The 21,306-nt window shown below is 69.2% G+C and carries 16 protein-coding genes and 3 pseudogenes; 5 read left to right on the plus strand and 14 right to left on the minus strand.

Annotated elements, in window-relative coordinates:
* Positions 1-170: 170 nt before the first annotated feature.
* Complete coding sequence (locus tag ACN27G_RS27645) at positions 171-614, minus strand: hypothetical protein (RefSeq protein ID WP_421495657.1); 444 nt, start codon at positions 612-614, stop codon at positions 171-173.
* A 283-nt stretch (positions 615-897) separates the two neighbouring features.
* On the minus strand, positions 898-1,230 hold the full coding sequence (locus ACN27G_RS27650; protein ID WP_421495658.1) for a hypothetical protein: 333 nt from the start codon (positions 1,228-1,230) through the stop codon (positions 898-900).
* A gap of 133 nt (positions 1,231-1,363) precedes the next feature.
* Between ACN27G_RS27650 and ACN27G_RS27655 the strand changes: the two genes are divergently transcribed.
* A complete protein-coding gene (locus ACN27G_RS27655) occupies positions 1,364-2,359 on the plus strand; it encodes a tyrosine-type recombinase/integrase (protein WP_421495659.1) in 996 nt (331 codons plus the stop codon).
* 482 nt (positions 2,360-2,841) lie between these two features.
* Here ACN27G_RS27655 and ACN27G_RS27660 read toward each other — a convergent pair whose 3' ends face one another.
* From ACN27G_RS27660 to ACN27G_RS27685, 6 genes are all read right to left on the minus strand, one after another.
* Positions 2,842-4,479 (minus strand): YfjI family protein, encoded by a 1,638-nt coding sequence (locus ACN27G_RS27660; RefSeq protein WP_421495660.1) that lies wholly within the window; start codon positions 4,477-4,479, stop codon positions 2,842-2,844.
* A complete protein-coding gene (locus tag ACN27G_RS27665) occupies positions 4,476-5,318 on the minus strand; it encodes a hypothetical protein (protein ID WP_421495661.1) in 843 nt (280 codons plus the stop codon). The genes ACN27G_RS27660 and ACN27G_RS27665 overlap by 4 nt, the downstream gene beginning before the upstream one ends.
* A complete protein-coding gene (locus ACN27G_RS27670) occupies positions 5,315-5,647 on the minus strand; it encodes a hypothetical protein (protein ID WP_421495662.1) in 333 nt (110 codons plus the stop codon). Before ACN27G_RS27670 ends, ACN27G_RS27665 begins: the two co-directional genes overlap by 4 nt.
* Positions 5,648-5,921: 274 nt before the next feature.
* The gene (locus ACN27G_RS27675) at positions 5,922-7,655 is read right to left on the minus strand and encodes a DEAD/DEAH box helicase (RefSeq protein ID WP_421495663.1); all 1,734 of its coding nucleotides are present in this window, start codon (positions 7,653-7,655) and stop codon (positions 5,922-5,924) included.
* Entirely contained in the window at positions 7,652-7,819 is a 168-nt protein-coding gene (locus tag ACN27G_RS27680) for a hypothetical protein (RefSeq protein WP_421495664.1), read from the minus strand. Before ACN27G_RS27680 ends, ACN27G_RS27675 begins: the two co-directional genes overlap by 4 nt.
* A complete protein-coding gene (locus ACN27G_RS27685) occupies positions 7,816-8,061 on the minus strand; it encodes a helix-turn-helix domain-containing protein (RefSeq protein ID WP_421495665.1) in 246 nt (81 codons plus the stop codon). Before ACN27G_RS27685 ends, ACN27G_RS27680 begins: the two co-directional genes overlap by 4 nt.
* Before the next feature lie 146 nt (positions 8,062-8,207).
* On the opposite strand from ACN27G_RS27685, the gene ACN27G_RS27690 reads away from it, so the two are divergent.
* Entirely contained in the window at positions 8,208-8,858 is a 651-nt protein-coding gene (locus ACN27G_RS27690; RefSeq protein WP_421495666.1) for a DUF6214 family protein, read from the plus strand.
* Here the strand turns inward: ACN27G_RS27690 and ACN27G_RS27695 are convergent.
* From ACN27G_RS27695 to ssd, 3 genes and pseudogenes are all read right to left on the minus strand, one after another.
* The gene (locus ACN27G_RS27695; RefSeq protein WP_421495667.1) at positions 8,842-10,461 is read right to left on the minus strand and encodes a recombinase family protein; all 1,620 of its coding nucleotides are present in this window, start codon (positions 10,459-10,461) and stop codon (positions 8,842-8,844) included. The genes ACN27G_RS27690 and ACN27G_RS27695 overlap by 17 nt on opposite strands.
* 18 nt (positions 10,462-10,479) lie before the next feature.
* Positions 10,480-11,077, minus strand: a pseudogene (locus ACN27G_RS27700) (ATPase, T2SS/T4P/T4SS family); the annotation flags it as partial.
* A gap of 70 nt (positions 11,078-11,147) precedes the next feature.
* Positions 11,148-12,260, minus strand: a complete 1,113-nt coding sequence (gene ssd / locus ACN27G_RS27705) for a septum site-determining protein Ssd (RefSeq protein ID WP_421495668.1) — start codon at positions 12,258-12,260, stop codon at positions 11,148-11,150.
* Between the two features lie 992 nt (positions 12,261-13,252).
* Here ssd and ACN27G_RS27710 point away from each other — a divergent pair.
* A complete protein-coding gene (locus ACN27G_RS27710) occupies positions 13,253-14,059 on the plus strand; it encodes an HAD family hydrolase (RefSeq protein WP_421495669.1) in 807 nt (268 codons plus the stop codon).
* A gap of 115 nt (positions 14,060-14,174) precedes the next feature.
* Here the strand turns inward: ACN27G_RS27710 and ACN27G_RS27715 are convergent.
* Together ACN27G_RS27715 and ACN27G_RS27720 are read right to left on the minus strand one after the other, a co-directional pair.
* Positions 14,175-14,525 (minus strand): annotated as a pseudogene (locus ACN27G_RS27715) (oxidoreductase); the annotation flags it as partial.
* Between the two features lie 84 nt (positions 14,526-14,609).
* A pseudogene (locus tag ACN27G_RS27720) lies at positions 14,610-14,975 on the minus strand (oxidoreductase); the annotation flags it as partial.
* A 201-nt stretch (positions 14,976-15,176) separates the two neighbouring features.
* Between ACN27G_RS27720 and acs the strand changes: the two are divergent.
* A complete protein-coding gene (gene acs / locus ACN27G_RS27725) occupies positions 15,177-17,144 on the plus strand; it encodes an acetate--CoA ligase (protein WP_421495670.1) in 1,968 nt (655 codons plus the stop codon).
* A 337-nt stretch (positions 17,145-17,481) separates the two neighbouring features.
* Positions 17,482-19,794, plus strand: coding sequence for an immune inhibitor A domain-containing protein (locus ACN27G_RS27730; protein WP_421495671.1), 2,313 nt, complete (start codon positions 17,482-17,484; stop codon positions 19,792-19,794).
* Positions 19,795-19,884: 90 nt separating this feature from the next.
* Here the strand turns inward: ACN27G_RS27730 and ACN27G_RS27735 are convergent, their stop codons facing one another.
* Positions 19,885-21,141 (minus strand): C45 family autoproteolytic acyltransferase/hydolase, encoded by a 1,257-nt coding sequence (locus tag ACN27G_RS27735; RefSeq protein ID WP_421495672.1) that lies wholly within the window; start codon positions 21,139-21,141, stop codon positions 19,885-19,887.
* Between the last annotated feature and the right edge of the window lie 165 nt (positions 21,142-21,306).

Here is a 21,306-nt window from a genome sequence, read left to right on the forward strand (position 1 = left end):
ACCGACCCAACCCGCCGAGATGGCCTGTGCCGGGATGGCGTAGGCGCTACCCCTCGGCCACGCCTGTTCGGCGCTCTCCGTGTCGCTGAGCGGGCCGCCACCGGCTTCCGTGGCTGCCTCGCCCGCACGTTTTGCGGTTCGACCGGTCAAACCGGCCGGCGTTGGCCGGGTCATCGGTTGGCCTCGACGAGCGGACGCGGTTCGCTGAGCGCGTCAACGAGCGCGAAGTAGAACGCGGCGACCTCGGACCGGGCGGCGGCCCGCATCTGCGCCGGCATGTTCAGGTCGAGGGCGTTGTCGATCGTCATGTCGACGAGTTCGGTGACGTCCCGGTCGATGACCGCCATCTCACACGGTGGGCAGATCACGTACGTGCAGGCCGGCATCGTCGCTACCGGCCCGTTGTCGGCGACCCGCCACCGTAGATCCTCGGCGAGCACGCGTACGGTCCACGCTCCCAGCGCGTCCGCCTGGTCGGGCAGGCTGGTGTGGCAAAGCCCGCAGCCTTCCGGTAGCGACGTCTGTAGCGGGGTCTGTTCGGCGAGTTGGTCGACGGCGGCTTTGAAGGCGGCGATCCGGTCGCGGATCGTCTTCCCGGTGGTGGGGGTGGTCATGTGCGGGGTCTCCTGGCTGTGCGGGTGGTCGGGGATGGCCGAAGGTCTTTCGACATAAGGGGTCGTTTCGACGAAGGGGTTGCCCTGTCTGGTGGTGTTTCCTGGTCGAACTCGGTGTCTAGGTTGTGGCTGCTCGGGGGCGGGTGATCCCCAGCGCCCGCCCCCGACTCGCCGCTACGGGTGGCCGACGATCGCCCCGGCGGGCCTCGGTTGGCGCGTTCCCGGATGTCCTCGATAGCTGGCAGCGGCCGGTCGGCAGGCTGGCGGCAAGGGGTGCCGTTGTTCACAGCGCATGCCTTCTGTGGTTGCAGACGTAGTTGCCGCTGTTGAACATCAGGCAGCAGTCCGGGCAAAGGGGCGACTTCTGTTCGTCTCCGGCGAGGTCGTCCATGCACCGGTCGCAGACGGACCAGACGGAGGCGGCGGCGTACAGGTCGGTGACGACGTTCAGCCCGGCCTGCTCGATCTCGGCACGGGCGTTGAGTTGGTCGAGGAAGCGGAGCAGGTCTGGCCGTCGCCACCCCATGACTTGCTCGCGGGTGTAGCCGAACTCGGCAGCGGTGGCCACCATCTGCTCAACGGCCTGGTCGAAGTCGGCGGAGTTGCCCATCAGCATCAAGCGCTCCTTTCTCTGGCGTGCGGGCATAGCGCCCGGATCGGGACTGTCTAGGGATTGGCCAGAAAACGGCGCGAATCGGTCTCGACTCTGGCCAGAAGACATATATGATAATTACCGTTATCATGTAGGCATGGGTACTGCTCTTAAACCGTCCACCGGCACCACCGACCCAGTACTCGCGGCCGTCCGGGCACTGCCGCTGCCCACCGACGACGCCGGCAACCGATGGAACCTCCACACCGCGACGGCAGCATGGCTGCGGTCGCGCGGATCCGACCACACCAGGCGCGGCTACTTCCGTGACCTCAGCGACTACCTCGCCTGGTGCCAGTCGACCGACCTCGACCCCCGACAGGCCAAGCGCGGCGACGTGGACGCGTACACCGCCACCCGGTGCGAGCACCTGTCGGCCAGCAGCACGGCCCGCCGCCTGTCGTGTCTGTCGAGCTGGTACGCGTACCTCGTCAGCAACGAGGTTGCCCCGACCAACCCGGTCGACGCCGTGGACCGCCCGGCAGTGAACCGGGATGCGTCCCCGACCGTCGGGTTGACCGGCGAGCAGGTAGCCACGTTCATGCGCGCCGCACGGGCAGCCACACACCGCAACGCGGCACGGGACGCCGCCCTGCTGGCGATGCTGGCCGAACTCGGCTTGCGAGTTGGCGAGGCGTTGCACCTCGACCTGGACTCGTTCCGACACAACCGAGGGCACCGCACCGTCCGGGTTGTCGGCAAGGGTGGCAAGGAACGCGAGTTGCCGATCCCGCCGCCGCTCGGCCGGGACCTCGACGCCTACCTCGCCGTGCGAGGGAACGACCCTGGGCCGGCGTTCGTCACCTCGAACGGCACACGCGTCGACCAGCCGGCCACGTTCCGGATGGTGCGGCGTACCGCCCGCGCCGCCGGCCTGCCGAACCCTGACAGCCTGTCCCCACACAGCCTGCGGCACTCCGTGGCCACGGCCGCACTCGACAAGGGCGCCGCGCTGCGGGACGTCCAAGACCTGCTCGGCCACGCTGACCCTCGAACAACCCGGCGCTACGACCGATCGCGAGGATCCCTCGACCGATCCCCGGCATACCTGATTGCGTCGCTGTTCGCTGACGACGGTAAGGGTGACGACTAGACGCGTCACCCGCTGGTTCCGGGTCCACGTACCCATCCGGAACCAGCGGGTGGGCGCTCGGCTGTCGAGATGCGTCACCCGAATCACCCGGTGGGTAGGTGACGCACCTCCGCACTCTTCCAACCCCTCGGTTTCGCTACTCACAGTAATCGAATTTGACCAAGAATTAAACAGTAAGTAATAATAATAGATATAAATATCCTTTAAACGGACAGGGTGACGGGTGACTCCTCTACCGAGATGCGTCACCCGGTAGAAGGGGTGCGTCACCCATGCGTCACCCGGTGCGTCACCCACCCGACCATCGGTCTCCGTCGATTCGATCAGGTCGAGTCGGCGAGGTTCATCGCCCGACAGGGCGCCGAACCGGGTGATTCGGGTGACGCATCTCTGTTTTCGCAGGTCAGCGCACAAATGACCCGGGTGACGCACCGGGTGACGCACCGGGTGACGCATCTCCGAGCGGGTGACGCATCTCCCGGTCACCACAGCGGACCTTCCCTCGTCACCCGCTCGTGCCGGTCGTACACGATGGCGGGTCGTCCACCCTTGTCCGTCGTCTCCACCGGCCGCAGCCACCCGGTCTCAACGAGCCGGTCGACCACGGGCACGATCGCAGCCTTCTTCCCCTTCTTCACCCACGCCTGCCGGCAGTGCCGGTTGATCTCGTTAAGCGAGATGACCTTCGGAGCCTTCGTCTGGATCCACTGCAACAGGGCAATTGCGTGCTCGTCCTCGGCACGCGGTGACTCGTCTTCCATACCGAACACCGCGACAGCGTGGGGGATGGCCCAGTTGCCGACCTGGACCGCCGACTCCATCGCGGCCAAGTTGACGGGCTCGTCCGGCGCCCCGCCACCGATCAGGTGCAGAAGGCCGGAGAGTCGAAGCGTGCGGCCAGCGTGCTTCGCCCCCCACCCGCGTAGATCACCGAGGTCACCGTCGGGGCGAAGGCTGACTTCGATCTTGTCCTTGAAGTCGAAAAACGCCTCTCGCGCCTGGTCGGTGAGGAACAGGCGCGGGAACTGGTACTTCGGTGTGTCGGGGTCAGCAACGCTCAGGTTGGCGATCTTGCGCAGGCAGGCATCCCACGCTGCCAACGCGGTCGGGTTGTAGGGGGCGCCCCGCCGATTCCGATATCCGATCCTGCTCTCCGGTACGGCAAGGTAGAACCGTCCGAGCAAGCCTTGCTCGATCATCGCTCGTGACTTCGCGGCGTCTTCCAGGATCATCGGCTGCACGGCCAGGCCGAGGGTCAGAATGGCGCGGGTCATATCACGCTGTTCCCGGCTGATGCGGCTGACCTCGACGTAGTCGCCGTCGTAGCTCTTGAGGACGCTGTCGAGGTTCGGCACGCCGCCCGTGTACCGGCCGAGCAGGATGCTGAAGAAGGTGCCCTCCGAGTCCAGGATCGCACCGTGCTCGCCGTTGACAGACATGTTCCGGGTCAGCACCTCGGGCGTGCTGTCCGCCGGCATGAGGATTCTCGGCGACACGACGTCATCGAGTTCCTTGATCTCCACGTCCAGATCTCGAACCAGCGCGGCGGCAGTAGCCTTCTCTTCCTCGCCCGCCTTCTTGTCCGCCTTTCGCTCCCTCGCCTCGGCGATCTGGCGTCGAAGGTCTTTACGCCGTTCACTGATCTCATCGGCGTGACTCGCCCGGAGCACCTTGTGTAGCCGGCGGACCTCCTGGATCACATCGTTCGTGGCGGGACTCTTGAGGCTTCCGGGTTCCAGCCCGCAAGCGGCGTACAGGTTCAACGGCTCCACCCACCCCGGCTCACACTCGATCGCCAGTCGAGGCGCGGCGAGTGCGGCGGCGGCGGCCTGGCCCATCAGCGCAGGCAGCTCGGCCGGCACCTGCTTGTTGGCGGCAACCGCCTCGATCATGTCGCGGAACGCCGTCGGTACCGCCTCGACCGGATACGGTCCGGGCTTCCCGTACCCGGGTGAACCGAGCGGTTCGGGGTCAGGCCATCGTTCCGCCGTCCGTGTCCTGCCGTCGCGACCCCGCCGCACTTCCCGCTGAAAGTCCTTATCGATCTCCCAGGGGTCGTATGGGTCATTGATATGCGCCCCCGCCTTGTGAGGAGCGCGGCTGGCGGCAGGCGCAGTCATGCGGCCTCCTGCTTGCGCTGATAGCCACCACGGAGGCTGGCGTGGACGGCTTGACCGAATCGGTCGTGGCCAAGCTGGGCGTACAGATCGCGGGCGTCGGTGCCCTCGTCCGGCCACAGCACGGCCGGGGCGAGTCGGGCTGCGTACGCACGGGCGTACCAGCGTCGGCCCGCCGGGTCGTTGTCCGGGATGACGACGGTGTTCGGGTAGCCGCCGAGCACCTGGGTCAGCCGGCCGATGTTGACCGCGTCGGCACCACCGGCCCACGTCGTGGAATAGAAGCCTTTCAATCCATCTGTGGACGATTCGGACTCGACCAGCAACACCGGCTCGCCGAGCGCGACCGCCCGACGGATCTCTGCCTCCCGGTACAGCGGCAGGTCGGCCAACGTGATCCCGAACAACCCGGGTACTAGCCCGCCGTTCGCTGTCCGGGTCTCCCAGGCAAGTTCCTTACTGCCACTGCGGGAGCGCCAGCGGAACAACACCGCCGGCCCATAGTCGTGCCGGGCCTCAAGGCGGAAACCTCGGCTCTCCGGGCTGCCCCGTCGAACCTCTACCTTCGGAAACTCGATCTTGAGCTTGACCATGGCGGCGTACTTCTCCGGCGGAAACGGCGGCGGCTTCCGCAACCGGGACCGGTCACAGCGCAGCGCCAGCAGGATGGCGTTCAGGTCACAGCCACCGAAGCAGCGGATCCACGGACGTCCGTCCGGGCTCGACCGAATCGACAGGCTCGGCGACGAGTCAGCGTGTGCCGGACACTGCCGTATCTCCGCCCCGGTCGGCTGGCTCCCCACCACGTCGAGCAGGGCACTGAACCACTGGTGCGCGTTCACCGGTCACCGTCCACTGGCACCATTCGGCACACCTCGGCGGTAGCCACGATCGCGGCCAGCCTCAGCCGGCCGGTTTCGTCGAGGCCGGTGTGGGAGGCGAGCCACCACAGCCCAACCTCGGTCGACAAGGCGTGCGGCAGGTCCGGGTCATCGGGGTTGGGGTCGACGTCCCGGAACCTGATGTCCACCCGCGCCTCGTCGGTCTCAAGCAGGTCGGCCCACCGATATCCGCCCGGCCATTCCCCCATCGCGCAGAGGACGTCGCCGATCCGATACCAGACGACGGCAGACCCGTCGTCGTCCACGTTCCTGAACGCGTACACCGTCACGCCGCTGCCTGCCTTTCCTGCTCGGCCAGTAGCCGCCGCATCGTCGCCGGCCTATGCGCCTTGCACCGGTCCCCGGCCGGGTACAGCCGGACCCGGCCGGCGCATGGGCTGCTCGGGGTGTAGGCGTTGCACTGACCTCGGGGTGTGATTGGCGGCGGGTTGACGATCCGGCTGGCTTCTCCCGCGATCTCGTCTGCTCGCTGGCGGTCGCCGGCCGCGTGGCACCGCGACCATTCAGCCCGCAGTTCGGTCAGCCGGTCTTCGCTAGTGCGTGTCACGCCACCACCACCAGTCGGCGCATCGCCTGCTCGGCTTCGGCTACCGCGATCGCGTCGGACGCCTCGCCGGACGTTGCCGGTACGGACAGGCGGAGACGGGCCAAGCGGCGCTTCTGCCGGTCACTAACCTCCTGAGCGCGCCAGCGGGCGTCCGCTCGGGAGATGGCGCCGCCTCTGGCTCGGGCGAACTCCTCGCCGAGCCCCTGGCCAAGCTCAAGACTCAGACCGCTCGCCACCTCGGTCGGCTCGCCGATACTGGGAACCTCGACGACACGCCACCGGTCGTCGTCCTGCGGGATGAGCAGCAGCGTCGAGTTCTTCGCCGGCAGGCTGAACCCGTTGCCGACCGGCAGCCAGCGCAGGCGACTGTCCGCGAACAGCCGTACGTGCTTCGCCGATAGGCTGCGGATCGGCACCCGACCACCGAATGCCTGTTCCTCCAGCAGCGCGCGGTCAGCGGCCTCGGCCAGCGTTTCATCCTTCTGCGGCTTGACCCTGCCCGCGTCGTCGCCCGCAAGGTCGGCGATCGAGGCCAGGCCGGCAGCGGGTGGGGCGAACAGCGTCAAGATCAGCGCGTTCTCCTTGGCGGGGTGCTTCCGGAGCACCCTTCCGGCCATCTGCACGAACAGCGGTCTCGACTTCGTAGGGCGTGCGATGAGCGCGCAGCTCAGAGCCGGCTCGTCATACCCCTCAGTCAGAACACCGCAATTCGCAACGACTTGCGTTTCTCCCCGGTGGACCCGGTCCAGGATGGCCCGGCGTTCATCACCGGGCGTCTCCCCCGACAACGCCTCAGCACGGATGCCGAGCCCGTTCAGGTATGCGGCGAGCTGGTGGGCGTTCTGCACCGTCGGCGTGAACGCGACGCCTCGCCGGTCTCGGGCGTACTTGCCGTACCCCTCGGCTGCCGCCGCGATGGCGCCGCTGCTGTCCAGTTCGGCGCCGAGACTGCCGTCGGAGTAGTCCCCGTTTCGCTTCTCCACTCGACTGAGGTCAAGGTCGGATTCGATCTCCAGCGCCTTGACGTCGACCAGGTAGCCGTTTGCGATCATGAACAGGATTCCGCGCTGGTAGACGATCTCCTGCCAGACGGAGCGCAGCCCTACTCCGTCGCTGCGTTCACCGGCGGTGGCGGTCACTCCGACGGTCAGGATTGACGTGTCGGGGTCGAAGCTTCCGAGCGCCCGCAGGGTGTCCATGTACGTGTCGGCCGGGGCGTGGTGGGCTTCGTCGACGACGATGGTGTCGAAGCGTCCGATCTCGGCCAGCCGGTTCGGGCGGCAGATGGTCTGGATGCTGGCGACCACAACGTCAACGTCGCGGTGTTCGTTGCGGACGCCCTTGACGATGCCGACGTTCAGGTCTGGGGCGACGAGTTCAATCTTCTTCGCGGCCTGCGTCAGGAGTTCTTCCCGGTGGGCGATGACAAGTACGCGGCGGCCGTTGGTGGCGCGGCGCCGAATGAGGCCGGAGAAGATGATCGTCTTGCCGCCGCCGGTCGGGATGGCGATCAACGGTCGGCGGACGCCCCGGACGTATGCCTCCCGGATGGCCTCGATCGCTTCCCGCTGGTAGGGCCGGAGGCTGAACGGGCTTCCGCCGGGCGGCCGAGTACCGATCAGGGACTCCTGTCGGTACTGTTGGGACAGACCTGCGGAGTGATGACCCGGGGGTTCGGCGGTGGCGGCGGTCGGGGGTGGTGCCCCGGCCCCGCTCTTTTTTTCGGTCACGTCGCCTCCGGTGGGACGGTCACCGGCTCGGGCTCGGTGCGGATGATGCCGATCGGCAGGTCCGGTCGGAGCAGGACAGCCAGCCGGAGGCGTTGGGCCTGACTCAGCGGCGGCCAGTTGATCGGGTTGTCGCGGACGTACGCCCGCATCTCTTCCCGGGTCACGCGGCTGCCCCTATCAGGGCGGCGAGCCGGTTGAGCACTTTCAGGTAGCGGGTGGCGTACTCGTCGCCGGGGTACCTCAGCGCCCTCTCCCACTTGGAGACGGCGTCCAGGGTCACGCCGACTTCATCGGCGATCTCCTCCAGGGAGACGTTGGCGTGCTGTCGAATGCGGCGCGCTTCGCCACTGTCGATCTTCTGGCGAACCGCCCGGCGCACCTGCACTAGGCGTTGAAGGCGTGTCATGTGGACCATCTTATACACAACTTCGCCATAACCTAGACGCGGGCTTCGCCATTATGGCTGCTGATCTGCTGTCGAAGGTGGTGTCCACTCGGTAACTTCGCCACGTCTGGGCACCCGTGACGAAGCCGATGCGGTAGAACTACGTGATGACCGACCAGCGGCCCGAACTTCGCCCCTGGGGGGTTGTCGCCATGGCTGACTCCCCGATCAGCCACCAGGGTCTCGAACTACCCGCCTGGTTCGACGTTGCCTTCTCGGCGAGCGAGGACGCCCCGACCGTGGCGATACGCGTAAGGATCAACCCCGAGACAGGACCGGTCCCGGTGGGCGTCTACATGGTCCTGGAGAACCCGCCGACCAGCACCTACCGCGACGCGGTAGCCATGCTCAAAGGCGCTCCCATGGAGAAGCTGCTACGTGACGCGGTGTTCATGGCGGCCGGCGCTTGGACGTGGGCGGCCGGACGGGATGAGTTCAACGTGGCACATGACCGGGCACTCTCTGCGGAGCAGACCCGCCTCCTGGGTGACCGAGTGGCCGAAGTGCGGCAGAAGGTCAGCGAACTGCCTCAGCCTCAACGGCGTCGGTCAACGACCCCGGACCTACTGCGAGAGACGGCCGAGGTGTACCGGAAGGCGGTAGCCGAGGGGCATCCGCCGACGTTGGCAGTGTCGGAGCATTTCACCGTGTCACACCGAACCGCCGCCCGCTGGGTGTCCCAGGCTCGCCGGGAAGGCTTCCTGGGCCCGGCTCAGGGCACCAAGGCGGGTGAGGCGCCGTCTACTCCTTCGGAGTGATCCGAACCTTGGCGGGGTCGAAGTCCCGCTTCCCACTGCCGCCAGGCAGGATCTCAACCAACATCAGGCACTGCACCACGGCGCGCTGCCGGTCTAGCGTCATGTCGTCCCACACCTGCTCCATCCGCTCCCCCGCCTCGATCAGATCCCGCAGGATCGGCGCCCGGGACGTGTGCTGCTGAAGCTGCTCGATTTCCTTCAGCCGGTCGTTCAGGCTCCTGGTGATGATGTCGAGCTGCCGGGCATCGATCCCGTCCGGCCGGGCGAACGACGCCGCCGCCTCGTCAAGTCGAAGACGGATCGCGTGCGCCTCCGTCTGCAACGCCTCAAGGTTCGGCGCCTCCTGGTCGACCAGCAGCTCGGCGGCGTCCGGCCGGCTCAACCGCTCAAACACCCGCTCGGTCACGTACAGGTCCGCCTCAGTCCGCCGGACAGCAACGCACGCGTTGGGGCGGCACCGGTAAAGGGCTCGGGGTGACCGGCCGCCGTCCCGCTTCACTCCGAACGAGGTTACCGAGTTGCCGCACACGCTGCACTTCGCCAACCCTGACAGCAGGTATGCCGCCCTGTTCCCGGTCGTCGTCCGTCTGGCCGGATCCGTGACCAAGGCGACGATCGCGTGATGCTGCTCCGGGGGGAGGATCGCCGGCCACTGACCCTTGCCGACCACCTTGCCGCGATGCACGGACAGTCCAGCCAGACGCGGCAACCGGAGCAGATCCCGGACCGTGCTCGGCGTCCACAGTCGGCCCGTAACCGTCGTGTGAAGCCCCGGCACCTTGGCCGCTTCCTCCTTCGCATCCTGTAGCAGCTTCCGCTGACGCTTGATCACAGCGGCGGATAGCTGCTTCGCCCGATCCTTCCGGATCCTCAGGCGAGCCGCGATGTCCTCAACGGACATCCCGTCGGCGTACCGCATCAGGAAGATAGTGGACTCGGCCACCGGGTGAGCGTCGAGCAGATCGCGGTTGTCGAGTAGGTAGTTGATGATCGGCCGGTCGTTGAGTTCCCGGGTGATCGTGCCGATCGGGGTACCTCTCAGAAGCTCGTCAGCCATCCACACGATTTGCGCCGCCTCGGACGGCACGAGGTGCATCCCGTCCTTGGTGAAGCCGAAGCAGCGTCGACCGCCGTGGTTACCGCCCTGCTCGGCCCGCCGCCGGGCGTCCCGGGACACCCGCTCGCTGATCTCCTCGGACTCCCCGGCGTCTTGGGCGGCGAGGGTGCGGGCGATCCGCCTGCCCTGCGCCGTTCGTAGGTCGAACTCGGGGCTGCGGACGTACGCGAAGTCGATGCCGTGGTCGATCGACAGGTCGATCAGATCCTCGAACTCACGCGGACGGCGGGTTACCCGGCCGGTGGTGTACGCGGCGATGACCTCGAATTTGCCGGCCCGCGCGTCGGCGAGCATCCGCTGATAGTCAGGTCTGGGCTTGCGGGACTTGGCACTCGCGCCAATGTCGTTGTCGACGTAGCTTGCGACGTAGACGAGGTCGCGGCGCTTGCCGAGCGCGTCGAGGTCCTCATCCTGGCGGGAGATGCCGAGTTCGCGGCCTTCGCGGTCTTCGCTGATCCTGCGGTACTTCGCGGCTCGTCTGGCCATGCCGGGAGTGTAGTACATGCGAAGGGGTCGTCTTGCCTGACCCGGTGCCTCCGACGACGAGATAGGCGAGCCGGGCGGCGACCACCGCGGCGAGCAGCGTGGCGGCGGCCCGGGTCAGGGTGCCGTGGCGTACCAGGTCGTCGAGGGTGAAGGGGCGCTGGCGGAAGGTCCGCAGCGACAGGTAGGGCCCGGATGTCGCCACCGGTGGCAGGACGGCGTGCAGCCGGGTGCCGTCCGGCAGCCGCGCGTCGACGTACGGGCTGCCCTCGTCGAGTCGCCGGCCGCACGCGGCGGCGAGGCGCTGGGCGAGCCGGCGTACCTCGTCGGGGCCGCCGAGCGGGACCTGGGCCGGGGAGAGCCCGCTGCCCCGGTCGACCCAGACCTTGGCGCCGTTCACCAGCACATCGGTGACCTCGTCGTCGGCGAGCAGCGGCGTGAGCGGACCGGCGCCGACCAGATCGTGGTGGACTCGGGTGGCCATCCGCAGCACGGTGGTGTCGCCCAGGACGGCGGCGCCCGGCTCGGCGCGTACGGCGGCGACGACAGCGGCCGGGGTGACCCTCGTCCCGTCGGCGGCGAACCGGCGTCGGACCCGGGCCGCGAGTTCACTCCTCATCGTGTGTGTCCCTCCGGCACGTCCAGGGCTCCTCGCGCAGGGCGGTCATCGGCTCCTCGCGCTGGGACGGTCATCGGGTCTCGGCCGGAACGCCGACCGCACCGGTGAGGTCGGTGACGAGGCGCTGGCACAGGGCCGCCAGCGGGCCGCGTCCGGCCGCCGCCGGGGCTTCACCGCGCTCGAGGTTGCGGCAGAGCGCCGGCTCGGGGCGCAGCGTGCCGACCAGCGGCAGGTCGAGAGCGCGGGCCACCTCACGGGCCTTGAGCCGGCCCGGTGCCGGGCCGCGCACGATGACCGAGAGGTTGGTGCAGTGCATGCCGGCGACCGCCGCCACCCGGGCCGCCGCGGCCGTGGCCCGCAACTCGGCGGGAACCAGCACGAACGCCTGGTCGGCCGCCTGGAGGGCAACGACGGCCGCGTCGTCGAGCTGCCGGGGCAGGTCCACCACGACGATGTCCCGGCCGCGCCGGCCGGCGTCCATGGTGGCCGCCATCGCCTCGACCGGCAGGGCCAGCAGGTCGCCGCGGTCCCAGGAGAGCATCACCAGGTCGCCCCGGCTCGGCAGCGCCCGGACCAGTGCGGGTGCGTCGACCCGACCGTCCGCTTCGGTCAGCGCCGGCCAGCGCAGGCCCTCGATCTGCTCCCAGCCGAGTACCAGGTCGAGCCCACCGCCGAGCGGGTCGGCGTCGACCAGGAGCGTACGCAGCCCACACCGGGCAGCCGTGATCGCCAGTCCGCCGGCCAGTACGCTCGCACCCGCCCCACCGCGACCGCCGATCACCGCGACTATCCGGGCCGGCCCGCCCACCGCGCCCCGACCGGTGAGGCTCTCGCCGAACCGGTCGACCAGCCACGGCTCGGCCGCCGGCAGCACGGCGACGTGCTCGGCACCGAGCAACTCGGCCACCTCCCAACCGCCGTCGCCTTCCCCTGCGCGGCCGACCAGGACCACCCGGGGCCGGCGGGGCAGCCTCGCCCGAAGGCAGGCCTGGGCCTGGTCGGTGCCGACCATCACCAGCGGCGCGGCGGCCCACCGGGGCCGGGCCGAGGCAGGATCGGCGGCGACCTCGACCTCGGCACCACCGACCGCCGCGAGGCGGAGAAGCTCGTCGAGTAATTCGTTGTCCGAGGTGACGACCAGGGGCAGGCGCGGTCCGGGACGGACCGGGGTACGCGACGGCATCACGTCCTCCAGCGGTGTGATCCGGTTTCAGCAGGGGTGTCCGGTTACTTTCAGCAGCGGTGTCCGGCTACCGGCACACCATGGCCGGCCGAACCACCGCTCCGAGGAAGGACGTTTCTGCCCTGTGGATAACTGACCGAGGTGTGGAAAACCTCCGGACGACCGGTGGATCTGCTATGCGGATCAGGACATTCTGGGGCGATGCCGACACGAGGGTGGTGGGGCGGCTTTCGACGTACCCGCGTGGGTTCTCGGCGCGCGGCGCGGAGCGGGTCGGGCGGGCGGACCGGGCGGACCGGCGGTGGCCGGCCCGTGTTCGGGCCGGCGGGGCGCGGCCGACCCGGCGACGGTCGCGGCCGACCCGGCGGCCTCTGGTGGTGCGGCCGTAGCGGTCGACAGCGCACCGGCCATCCCCAACGCTCCGGCCAACACGATCGGCGCGTGTCTGCGCATGCGCTTTCCCCCGTTGTCCATCGACGGCGGGCTATCCACCGCGATCGGCGCCCATGGCGCCAGTCCGACCCGCTGCGGCGCCATCCCGTCCCGGCCTCTCACGGCCACCCCGACAGCACCGCACCGGGCACGACGGTGCCCGCCCGAACTCATCGGCGTCCACCCTGGAGTCAATCTGCGACCAGCGTGAATGCGCTTCACCCGGACAAGCGACGACCCCCGTCGGGGGGAGACGGGGGTCGTCTGGGGTTCGGCTCCGGGGGGGTCGAGCCGAACCCACCCGGCGGTCACGGGGGGTGCAACCGCCGAGGTCTACGAGCACAGAGGATATGAAAGTGTGTCGTAACTACAAGCATGCCTGAGTCGACCCGTATACGTCGAGTGGCGTTAACTTCCACTCCCTGCGAAAGTCAGCCCTCGCCCTGTGACGGTCATCACCGACCGGCTGATCGGTCGATCAGGGGACAACCGGTCGGCAGGTGCGAAAGCCGACCCCGGGCACCCGCTGACCATAGACCATCCGGCTAGACTTTCGCGCCGTGGGCCGAAGCGCCGCTTTCTTCGATCTGGACAAGACCGTCATCGCCAAGTCGAGCGCGTTGGCGTTCGGTCGGCCGTTCTACCGGGACGGGCTGATCACCCGCCGCGACGTGGTCAAGTCCGCGTACGCCCAGCTCATGTTCCGGCTGGGCGGCACCGACGAGCAGACGATGGCGCGTACCCGCGACTATCTGGCAACGCTCTGCAAGGGCTGGCCGGTGGAACAGGTCCGACAGATCGTCGCCGAGACGCTGCACGAGCTGATCAACCCCTACGTGTACGCCGAAGCCGCCGCCCTGATCGAGGAGCACCAGCGGGCCGGCCGGGACGTCGTACTCGTCTCCGCCTCCGGCGAGGAGATGGTCCGGCCGATCGGGGAACTGCTCGGTGTCGCCGACGTCATCGCCACCCGGATGACGGTGGTCGACGGGCGCTACAGCGGCGAGGTCGAGTTCTACGCGGCCGGCCCGAGCAAGGTGGAAGCGGTCGGCGAGCTGGCCAAGGAGCGGGGCTACGACCTCGCCGAGTCGTACGCCTACTCCGACTCGGTAAGCGATCGCCCGCTGCTCGAGTGTGTCGGCCACCCGAGCGTGGTCAACCCCGACCGGGCACTGCGCAAGCTCGCCACCGAGAACGGCTGGCCGGTGCTGGAATTCCGGCACCCGGTGCCGCTCGGCCGCCGGCTCCGGGAGCGTCCCGCGGTGCCGGTCGCGGCGGCGGCGATCGGGGTCGGCGTCGGAGTCGCCATCGGCATCGCCTGGTACGGCCGGCACCGCAACCGCAGGGCTCGCGCCTCCACCGCCTGACCACGCCGACCGGCACACCCATCCTCCCGCCGCCGGAGGGACTGGACCCGGATGTTAGGCGGGGGCCCTTCTTCTACAAAATGCGATAAGAGGGGGCCCTTCCTTACACCCTTCCTTATACCTCGTCGGCGATGGTGGTGAGGTGGGCCGCGGCGATCTCCAGGGCGGTGGTGTAGTGCCGGAGCCACGAGCGGAGCCCGTCCGGGCTGCCGGTGGCGAAGGCGCCGGCCGCGCCGACGTACTCCGGTTCGCGTTCCAGGTGGCCGAGGTCGACGGCGACCAGGGCGCGCGGGTCGAAGCCGGTGGAGACCAGGGTGAGCCGGGCGGCGGCCCGGGCGACCACCCCGGAGGGGCCGGCGAAGGGTCGCAACGCGAGCAGTTCCCCGTGTACGACGGCGGCCAGCACCGCCGGCGACACCGATGTCCCGCCGGCGACCAGTCCGGCCAGCCCGTCGAGCCGGGCGCCGAGCGCGGACGGTGCCGCGGCCTCCTGTCCCGCGGAGGAGCTGCCGGCCGCAGCGCCGTTGCCGGCGCCGTGTCCGGGGGCGGCGGGGCGGCCGAGTGCCGCCTCCGGGACTGTGCCCCGCGCGGCCAGGGTGTGCAGCCGGGCCAGCGCCTGGCGGGGAGCCTTCGGCCACCGGTCGGCCAGTCCGGGCAGCGCCCCGGCGACCCGCAGCGCCCCCTGCAGCACCGGGTCGGTCACCGTGCCGGCCCGGACCGCCTCGCGCTCGTGGGCGTACCCCTCCAGGGCGGCGCTGGCCACCGCGGACCGGAGGCCGACCTCGGCCGCGACCTGGCCGCCGTGCCGGCGCAACGCGCGGTGCCGCAGGGCCTGGTCGACGCGGTCGCGGGCCCGCTCGACGGCGGGCGCGACGTCGGCGAGGTCGAGCAGCGGGGCGAGCGGATCGGTGGCCACCCTGTCACGGTAGTTGCCGGCCGGGGCGGGGCACCGCCGACCGGGTCACGGACCCGTGGGACGCGGGCACCGCCGAGCGCCGGTACGGGGCCGTTCGGCGCGTCCCGTCCCGCGAGCGGTGCGGATCTCTCGCCCCAGCTACCTGCCCCGATTAACCTCCTAGCGAACGACCTTTACGCGACGTCTGAGGAGCCACCCACCATGAGCGAGACTCTGGCAAACCTGTTGCAGGAGACCCGGCAGTTCCCGCCGCCGGCCGATCTCGCCGCCGCCGCCAACGTCACCTCGGAGGCGTACGACGCCGCCGCCGAGGACCGGTTGGCGTTCTGGGCGCGCCAGGCCGGCCGGCTGGACTGGTCGAAGGAGTGGGACCAGGTCCTCGACTGGTCGAACCCGCCGTTCGCCAAGTGGTTCGTCGGCGGCCGGCTCAACGTCGCCTACAACTGCCTGGACCGGCACGTCGCCGCCGGGCACGGCGACCGGGTCGCGATCCACTGGGAGGGCGAGCCCGGCGACACCCGCACCATCACCTACGCCGACCTGCTGGCCATGACCAGCCAGGCGGCGAACGCGCTGACCGAGCTCGGGGTCACCGCCGGTGACCGGGTGGCGATCTACCTGCCGATGATCCCGGAGGCGGCGGTCGCGATGCTCGCCTGTGCCCGGATCGGCGCCACCCACAGCGTGGTCTTCGGCGGCTTCTCCGCCGACTCGCTGAGCAACCGGATCCAGGATGCCAGCGCCAAGCTGGTGATCACCGCCGACGGCGGCTACCGGCGGGGCAAGCCGTCGGCGCTCAAGCCGACCGTCGACGAGGCGGTCGCGAAGTGCCCGTCGATCGAGCACGTGCTGGTGGTGCGGCGGACCGGGCAGGACGTGGCCTGGAACGGCGACAGGGACGTGTGGTGGCACGAGGCGGTGGAGACGGCCCCGACCGGGCACACCGCCGAGGCGTTCGACGCCGAGCATCCGCTCTTCATCCTCTACACCAGCGGCACGACGGCGAAGCCGAAGGGCATCCTGCACACCTCGGGCGGCTACCTGACCCAGGCCGCCTACACCCACCACGCGGTCTTCGACCTGAAGCCTGCGACCGACGTCTACTGGTGCACCGCCGACATCGGCTGGGTGACCGGGCACTCCTACATCGTGTACGGCCCGCTGGCCAACGGCGCGACCCAGGTCATGTACGAGGGCACCCCGGACACCCCGCACCGGGGGCGGTTCTGGGACCTGGTGCAGAAATACAGGGTGACGGTCCTCTACACCGCGCCGACCCTGATCCGCACCATGATGAAGTGGGGCGACGACATCCCGAAGGGCTACGACCTCTCCTCGCTGCGCCTGCTCGGCAGCGTCGGCGAGCCGATCAACCCGGAGGCGTGGATCTGGTACCGGCAGAACATCGGCGGTGGCGAGTGCCCGGTCGTCGACACCTGGTGGCAGACCGAGACCGGGGCCATCATGATCTCCCCGTTGCCCGGGGTGACCGCGACCAAGCCGGGCAGCGCGATGCGCCCGCTGCCGGGGATCAGCGCCGACGTGGTGGACGACCAGGCGCGGTCGGTGCCGGACGGCGGCGGTGGCTTCCTGGTGCTGCGCGAGCCGTGGCCGTCGATGCTGCGCACCATCTGGGGCGACGACCAGCGCTTCGTCGACACGTACTGGTCCCGTTTCGAGGGGCTCTACTTCGCCGGTGACGGCGCGAAGAAGGACGACGACGGCGACCTGTGGCTGCTCGGCCGGGTCGACGACGTGATGCTGGTCTCCGGGCACAACATCTCCACCACCGAGGTGGAGTCGGCGCTGGTCTCGCACCCGTCGGTCGCCGAGGCGGCGGTGGTCGGCGCCACCGACCCGACGACCGGGCAGGGGATCGTCGCCTTCACCATCCCGCGCGGCTCGATCGACACCGAGGGCAGCGCCGGTGAGGCGCTCATCGCCGAGCTGCGGGAACACGTCTCGAAGACCCTCGGCCCGATCGCCAAGCCCCGGCAGATCATGCTGGTGCCGGAGCTGCCGAAGACCCGTTCCGGCAAGATCATGCGCCGGTTGCTCCGCGACGTGGCCGAGAATCGTTCCCTGGGTGACGTCACCACGTTGCAGGACTCCTCGGTGATGGATCTGATCTCCACCGGAATGCATTCCGGCAAGTCCGACGAGGACTGACGGCCGGCAGCCGACCGGAAGAACACTCATCAGCGCTGCTCCGGCGATGGGCGGGCCCGCCACGGGTCCGCCCATCGCCGTACGGGTTGCCGGCAGGAGGACGTGGGACCACCTACCGGGGTTCCGGCTGTAGCCGAATCGTGACATTCGAATGTCCGGAAATGGGCCACCCTTAGAAGGCTTTCGCCCTGATTAGACGTGGATCTGACCACCCGGATGAGCCGCTCTCAACCCGTGACAGGGTTCCATCGATCTGCAAGGGTGATGGTCGCGTCTGATGACAGTGCCCGCCAAGAGCCGGCCTGTCTTGTAACACTTCCACAAAGGAGGAGGACCTTTGAGGAGACGAGTCACGGCGGGCCTGGCGGGTGCCACGGCCGCGCTGTTGGCCGCCAGCGCGGTCTCTGCGCCGGCGTACGCCGCTCCGTCGGCGCCAGCCCCGGCGGATCGGGAGCCACAGGGAGCGGCCCACCGGGCCGACAACCTGCCCGACCCGCTCGCCGAGCAGCACCAGCAGGTCCGCCAGGAGGCGATCGCCGCACTGCTGTCCGGCAAGGCCAAGCTGCAGACCCGAAACGGGTCGAAGGTCATCCAGATCAAGGCCGACCGGTTCGTCGAGTACCAGCAGCCGCCGAAGACCGACCCGATCTTCACGATCCTGGTCGAATTCGGAAACCAGAAGGACTCGCGCACCGGCGGCACCGACGGTCCGCTGCACAACGAGATCCCGGCGCGTGACCGGGTCTACGACGGCAGCCCGACCGACGACAACAGCACCATCTGGAAGCCCGACTTCAACCGCCAGTCGTACGTCGACCTGATGTACGCCAAGGGCAAGGAGTCGATGGCCGACTTCTACCTGAAGCAGTCGGGTGGCCGCTACACGGTCGGCGGCGACGTCAGCGACTGGGTCAAGGTGCCGTTCAACGAGGCCCGGTACGGCAGCAACAACATCCCGGAGTCCGACGGCTACTGGAACTTCGTCAAGGACACCGCGACCTCCTGGTACGACTCGCAGGTCGCTGCCGGCAAGACCCCCGAGCAGATCAAGTCGTACCTCGCCCAGTTCGACGTCTGGGACCGGTACGACTACGACGGCGACGGCGACTTCAACGAGCCGGACGGCTACGTCGACCACTTCCAGGCGGTGCACGCCGGTGAGGGCGAGGAGGCCGGCGGGGGTGCCCAGGGCGCGGACGCGATCTGGTCGCACCGCTGGGCGGCCTTCCCGAACCTGCAGGGCAGCGCGGGGCCGGACAACAACAAGGCCGGCGGCGTGCAGATCGGCGACACCGGCCTCTGGATCCGTGACTACACCACGGAGCCGGAGAACGGCGGCCTGGGCGTCTTCGCCCACGAGTACGGCCACGACCTCGGCCTGCCGGACCTGTACGACACCCAGGGCGGCGACAACGGGGTCGGGTTCTGGAGCCTGATGGCCTCCGGTTCCTGGCTGAACCACGGCAAGCAGGACATCGGCTCCACCCCGGGTTACATGGACCCGTGGTCGAAGCTCTTCCTGGGCTGGCTGAACTACTCCACCGTGGAGTGGGACAGCGGCACCACCTTCGCCACCCTCGGGGCGGCCGGCAAGACCGACGGTCTCGCCCAGGCGATCGTGGTGAACCTGCCCGACCAGGAGGTCAGCACCGAGTACAACACCCCGTTCTCGGGCGAGTACGAGTGGTGGTCCGGCACCGGTGACGACCTCAACAACACCCTCACCCGGACCCTCGACCTCACCGGGGCCAGCACCGCGGCCATCACGGCGAAGGCCCAGTACGAGATCGAGGAGGACTACGACTACCTCTACGCGGAGGTGTCGACGAACAACGGCTCGACCTGGACGCCGCTGACCAACGAGCTGATCGAGGCCGGCGAGACCGGCATCGACGGTTCGACCGACGGCGAGTGGATCGACCTGACCTACGACCTGTCGGCGTACGCCGGGCAGACCGTGCAGTTCCGTTACCGCTTCCAGAGCGACGGCGGGGTCTTCTTCGACGGCGCGTTCCTGGACAACGTCTCGCTGGTCGTCGACGGGGCGGCTGCCTGGACCGACGGTGCCGAGACGGTCGACCCGGCATGGACCGCTCGCGGGTTCAGCCGGTTCACCGGCAGCACCGTCGAGGTGGTTCCGCACTTCTACATCGCGGAGTACCGGACCTACTACGGCTACGACAAGGTCCTGAAGACCGGTCCCTACAACTTCGGCTGGCAGAACAGCAAGCCGGACTTCGTGGAGCGGTTCTCCAACCACCAGGGCCTGCTGGTCTGGTACGTGAACTACGCGTACAACGACAACAACACGATCACCCACCCGGGCTTCGGGCTCAACCTGCCGGTCGACGTCCGGCCGGGTCCGATCACGGTGCCGGGGGTCGGCAACATCACCAACCGGCGGAGCACCTACGACGCCACGTTCAGCCGGTTCACCAAGCCCGCCCAGACGTTCCACCTCAACGGCGTGGCCACCACTGTGCCGAAGCTGAACCCGGTGAAGGTCTTCAACGACTCGGACCCGAACCGGTACTGGTCGGCGCAGAACCCGATGAACTCGGTCAAGGTCGCCGGCACCGGCACCAAGATCGAACTGCTGCTGGAAAACCACCTGATCTCCGATCTGGCGATCATCAAGATCAGCAACTGATCAGCGGGTAGTCCGGCGTACCACGGTCGGGGCCGGAGGCGCAGGTCGCCTCCGGCCCCGCTCCGTTTCCGGCCGGGTGCGAGGGAGGCGTCAGGCTCCCCGCCGGCCGGTCAGGTCCAGCCAGCCGTACCGGTGCTCGCAGGGCGGACCGGCGGCGATGCCCAGCCGCCGGTCGTCGAGGTCGATCAGCACCGAGTAGACCGTCTCGGAATGCTCGGCCGGCGGCATCCGCTCGTCGACGTGCCGGCAGATGCTCTGCGGAAAGCTGGCGTGGTCACGGAAGAGCGCCGCGAGGTCGCCCTCGCCGACCGTGCCGACCGCGGCCTTCGGCGCGAGCAGTCGCCGCGCCCGCGCCGACCGGAACAGCGACGACCCGCCCCAGTCCTTGATGGTGTCGTAGACCGGCAGCGCCGTCTCCAGGTGGTTGGCGTGGGTGAGATATCCGTTCACCGGGTGCAGCCAGCCGATGTCGCCGGGCACCAACTCCAGGTCGATCAGCTCGCCACCGGCCTCCGCCGCCTGGCCGAGCAGCATGTTGATCGAGCTGTTCCGGCTGCCCCGGCAGACGACCTTCAGCGCCTCGCCCAGGTTCTCCGCCTCCAGCGCCGCCCGGAGCAGCACGTGGTACGGCACACCCGGCTCGACGCCGGGAGCGGGCAGCCCGTCCCGGTCGCAGCCGAGCATGTTCACACAGACGCCGAGCCCCGCCGAGTTCAGCCCCGTCTTGGCGACCATGCCCGCCTCGGTCAGGGTCAGCACGGTCAGCCCGCGTTCGTCCCTGGTGGCGAGCAGCAGCATCACCTCACGCTGGTCGGGGCGCCAGTCCCAGTTCTGTCCCAGCAGCAGGTGCCCGTTGCCGGTGTGGGTGCCGAGGACGCCGACCGCCGTACAGCCGCCGACACCGGCGTCCGGCGACCCGGCCGGCGGCGCGGCCGACCCGGCGATCCCGCCGCGCGCGTCGGCCCCACCGCGCGCATCCATGTCGGTCCCGCCGCGCGCGTCGGTCCCGATGTCCGACGGCCGGCCGTAGATCAGCTCGGTGCGGGCGTTCAGCGCGTAGATCAGCTCGGGCCGCAGCTCCGCCCCCTCGGCAACCCCGTCCAGCAGCTCCGCGATCCGGGGATGATGCCGCCGGGTCGCCCCCTGGAAGCCACGCCCGGCGTCGACCACCGCCGTCTCGTCGAGCCCCGCCTCGTCCCGGAACCGGCGCAGGTAGAAGTCCAGGTTGGCGTGGATCAGGTCACGGGCGCTGGCACCGTAGCCGGTGCCGCACCTGGCCGGCGTGCCCTGCACCCGGATCAACGGCACGGGCAGGTCGGAGTGGTCGAGCCGACGGTCGGGAGTCATGGCACACGTTAACCGCACCGTCCGGTCGGCGTCACCGGTGTTCCTTCCTGATCCCCCGGTCAGGGTTGCCCGCTCGGATCCGCCGGAAACGGCGTCGCTGGCGGGACGAGCCGGGTGAAATCCCGGATGATCCCCTGATCCCGTTGATCGCGCCGGTTCCGTCCA

The sequence above is a fragment of the Plantactinospora sp. WMMB334 genome (assembly GCF_049179095.1).
Lineage (GTDB): Bacteria > Actinomycetota > Actinomycetes > Mycobacteriales > Micromonosporaceae > Plantactinospora.

Bases quoted from the DNA above. Each gene is read 5' to 3' on its own strand.
- ACN27G_RS27645 (WP_421495657.1), bottom strand. From the start codon at position 614: ATGACCACCCCCACCACCGGGAAGACGATCCGCGACCGGATCGCCGCC.
- ACN27G_RS27650 (WP_421495658.1), bottom strand. From the start codon at position 1,230: ATGCTGATGGGCAACTCCGCCGACTTCGACCAGGCCGTTGAGCAGATG.
- ACN27G_RS27655 (WP_421495659.1), top strand. From the start codon at position 1,364: ATGGGTACTGCTCTTAAACCGTCCACCGGCACCACCGACCCAGTACTC.
- ACN27G_RS27660 (WP_421495660.1), bottom strand. From the start codon at position 4,479: ATGACTGCGCCTGCCGCCAGCCGCGCTCCTCACAAGGCGGGGGCGCAT.
- ACN27G_RS27685 (WP_421495665.1), bottom strand. From the start codon at position 8,061: ATGACACGCCTTCAACGCCTAGTGCAGGTGCGCCGGGCGGTTCGCCAG.
- ACN27G_RS27690 (WP_421495666.1), top strand. From the start codon at position 8,208: ATGACCGACCAGCGGCCCGAACTTCGCCCCTGGGGGGTTGTCGCCATG.
- ACN27G_RS27695 (WP_421495667.1), bottom strand. From the start codon at position 10,461: ATGGCCAGACGAGCCGCGAAGTACCGCAGGATCAGCGAAGACCGCGAA.
- ssd (WP_421495668.1), bottom strand. From the start codon at position 12,260: ATGCCGTCGCGTACCCCGGTCCGTCCCGGACCGCGCCTGCCCCTGGTC.
- acs (WP_421495670.1), top strand. From the start codon at position 15,177: ATGAGCGAGACTCTGGCAAACCTGTTGCAGGAGACCCGGCAGTTCCCG.
- ACN27G_RS27735 (WP_421495672.1), bottom strand. From the start codon at position 21,141: ATGACTCCCGACCGTCGGCTCGACCACTCCGACCTGCCCGTGCCGTTG.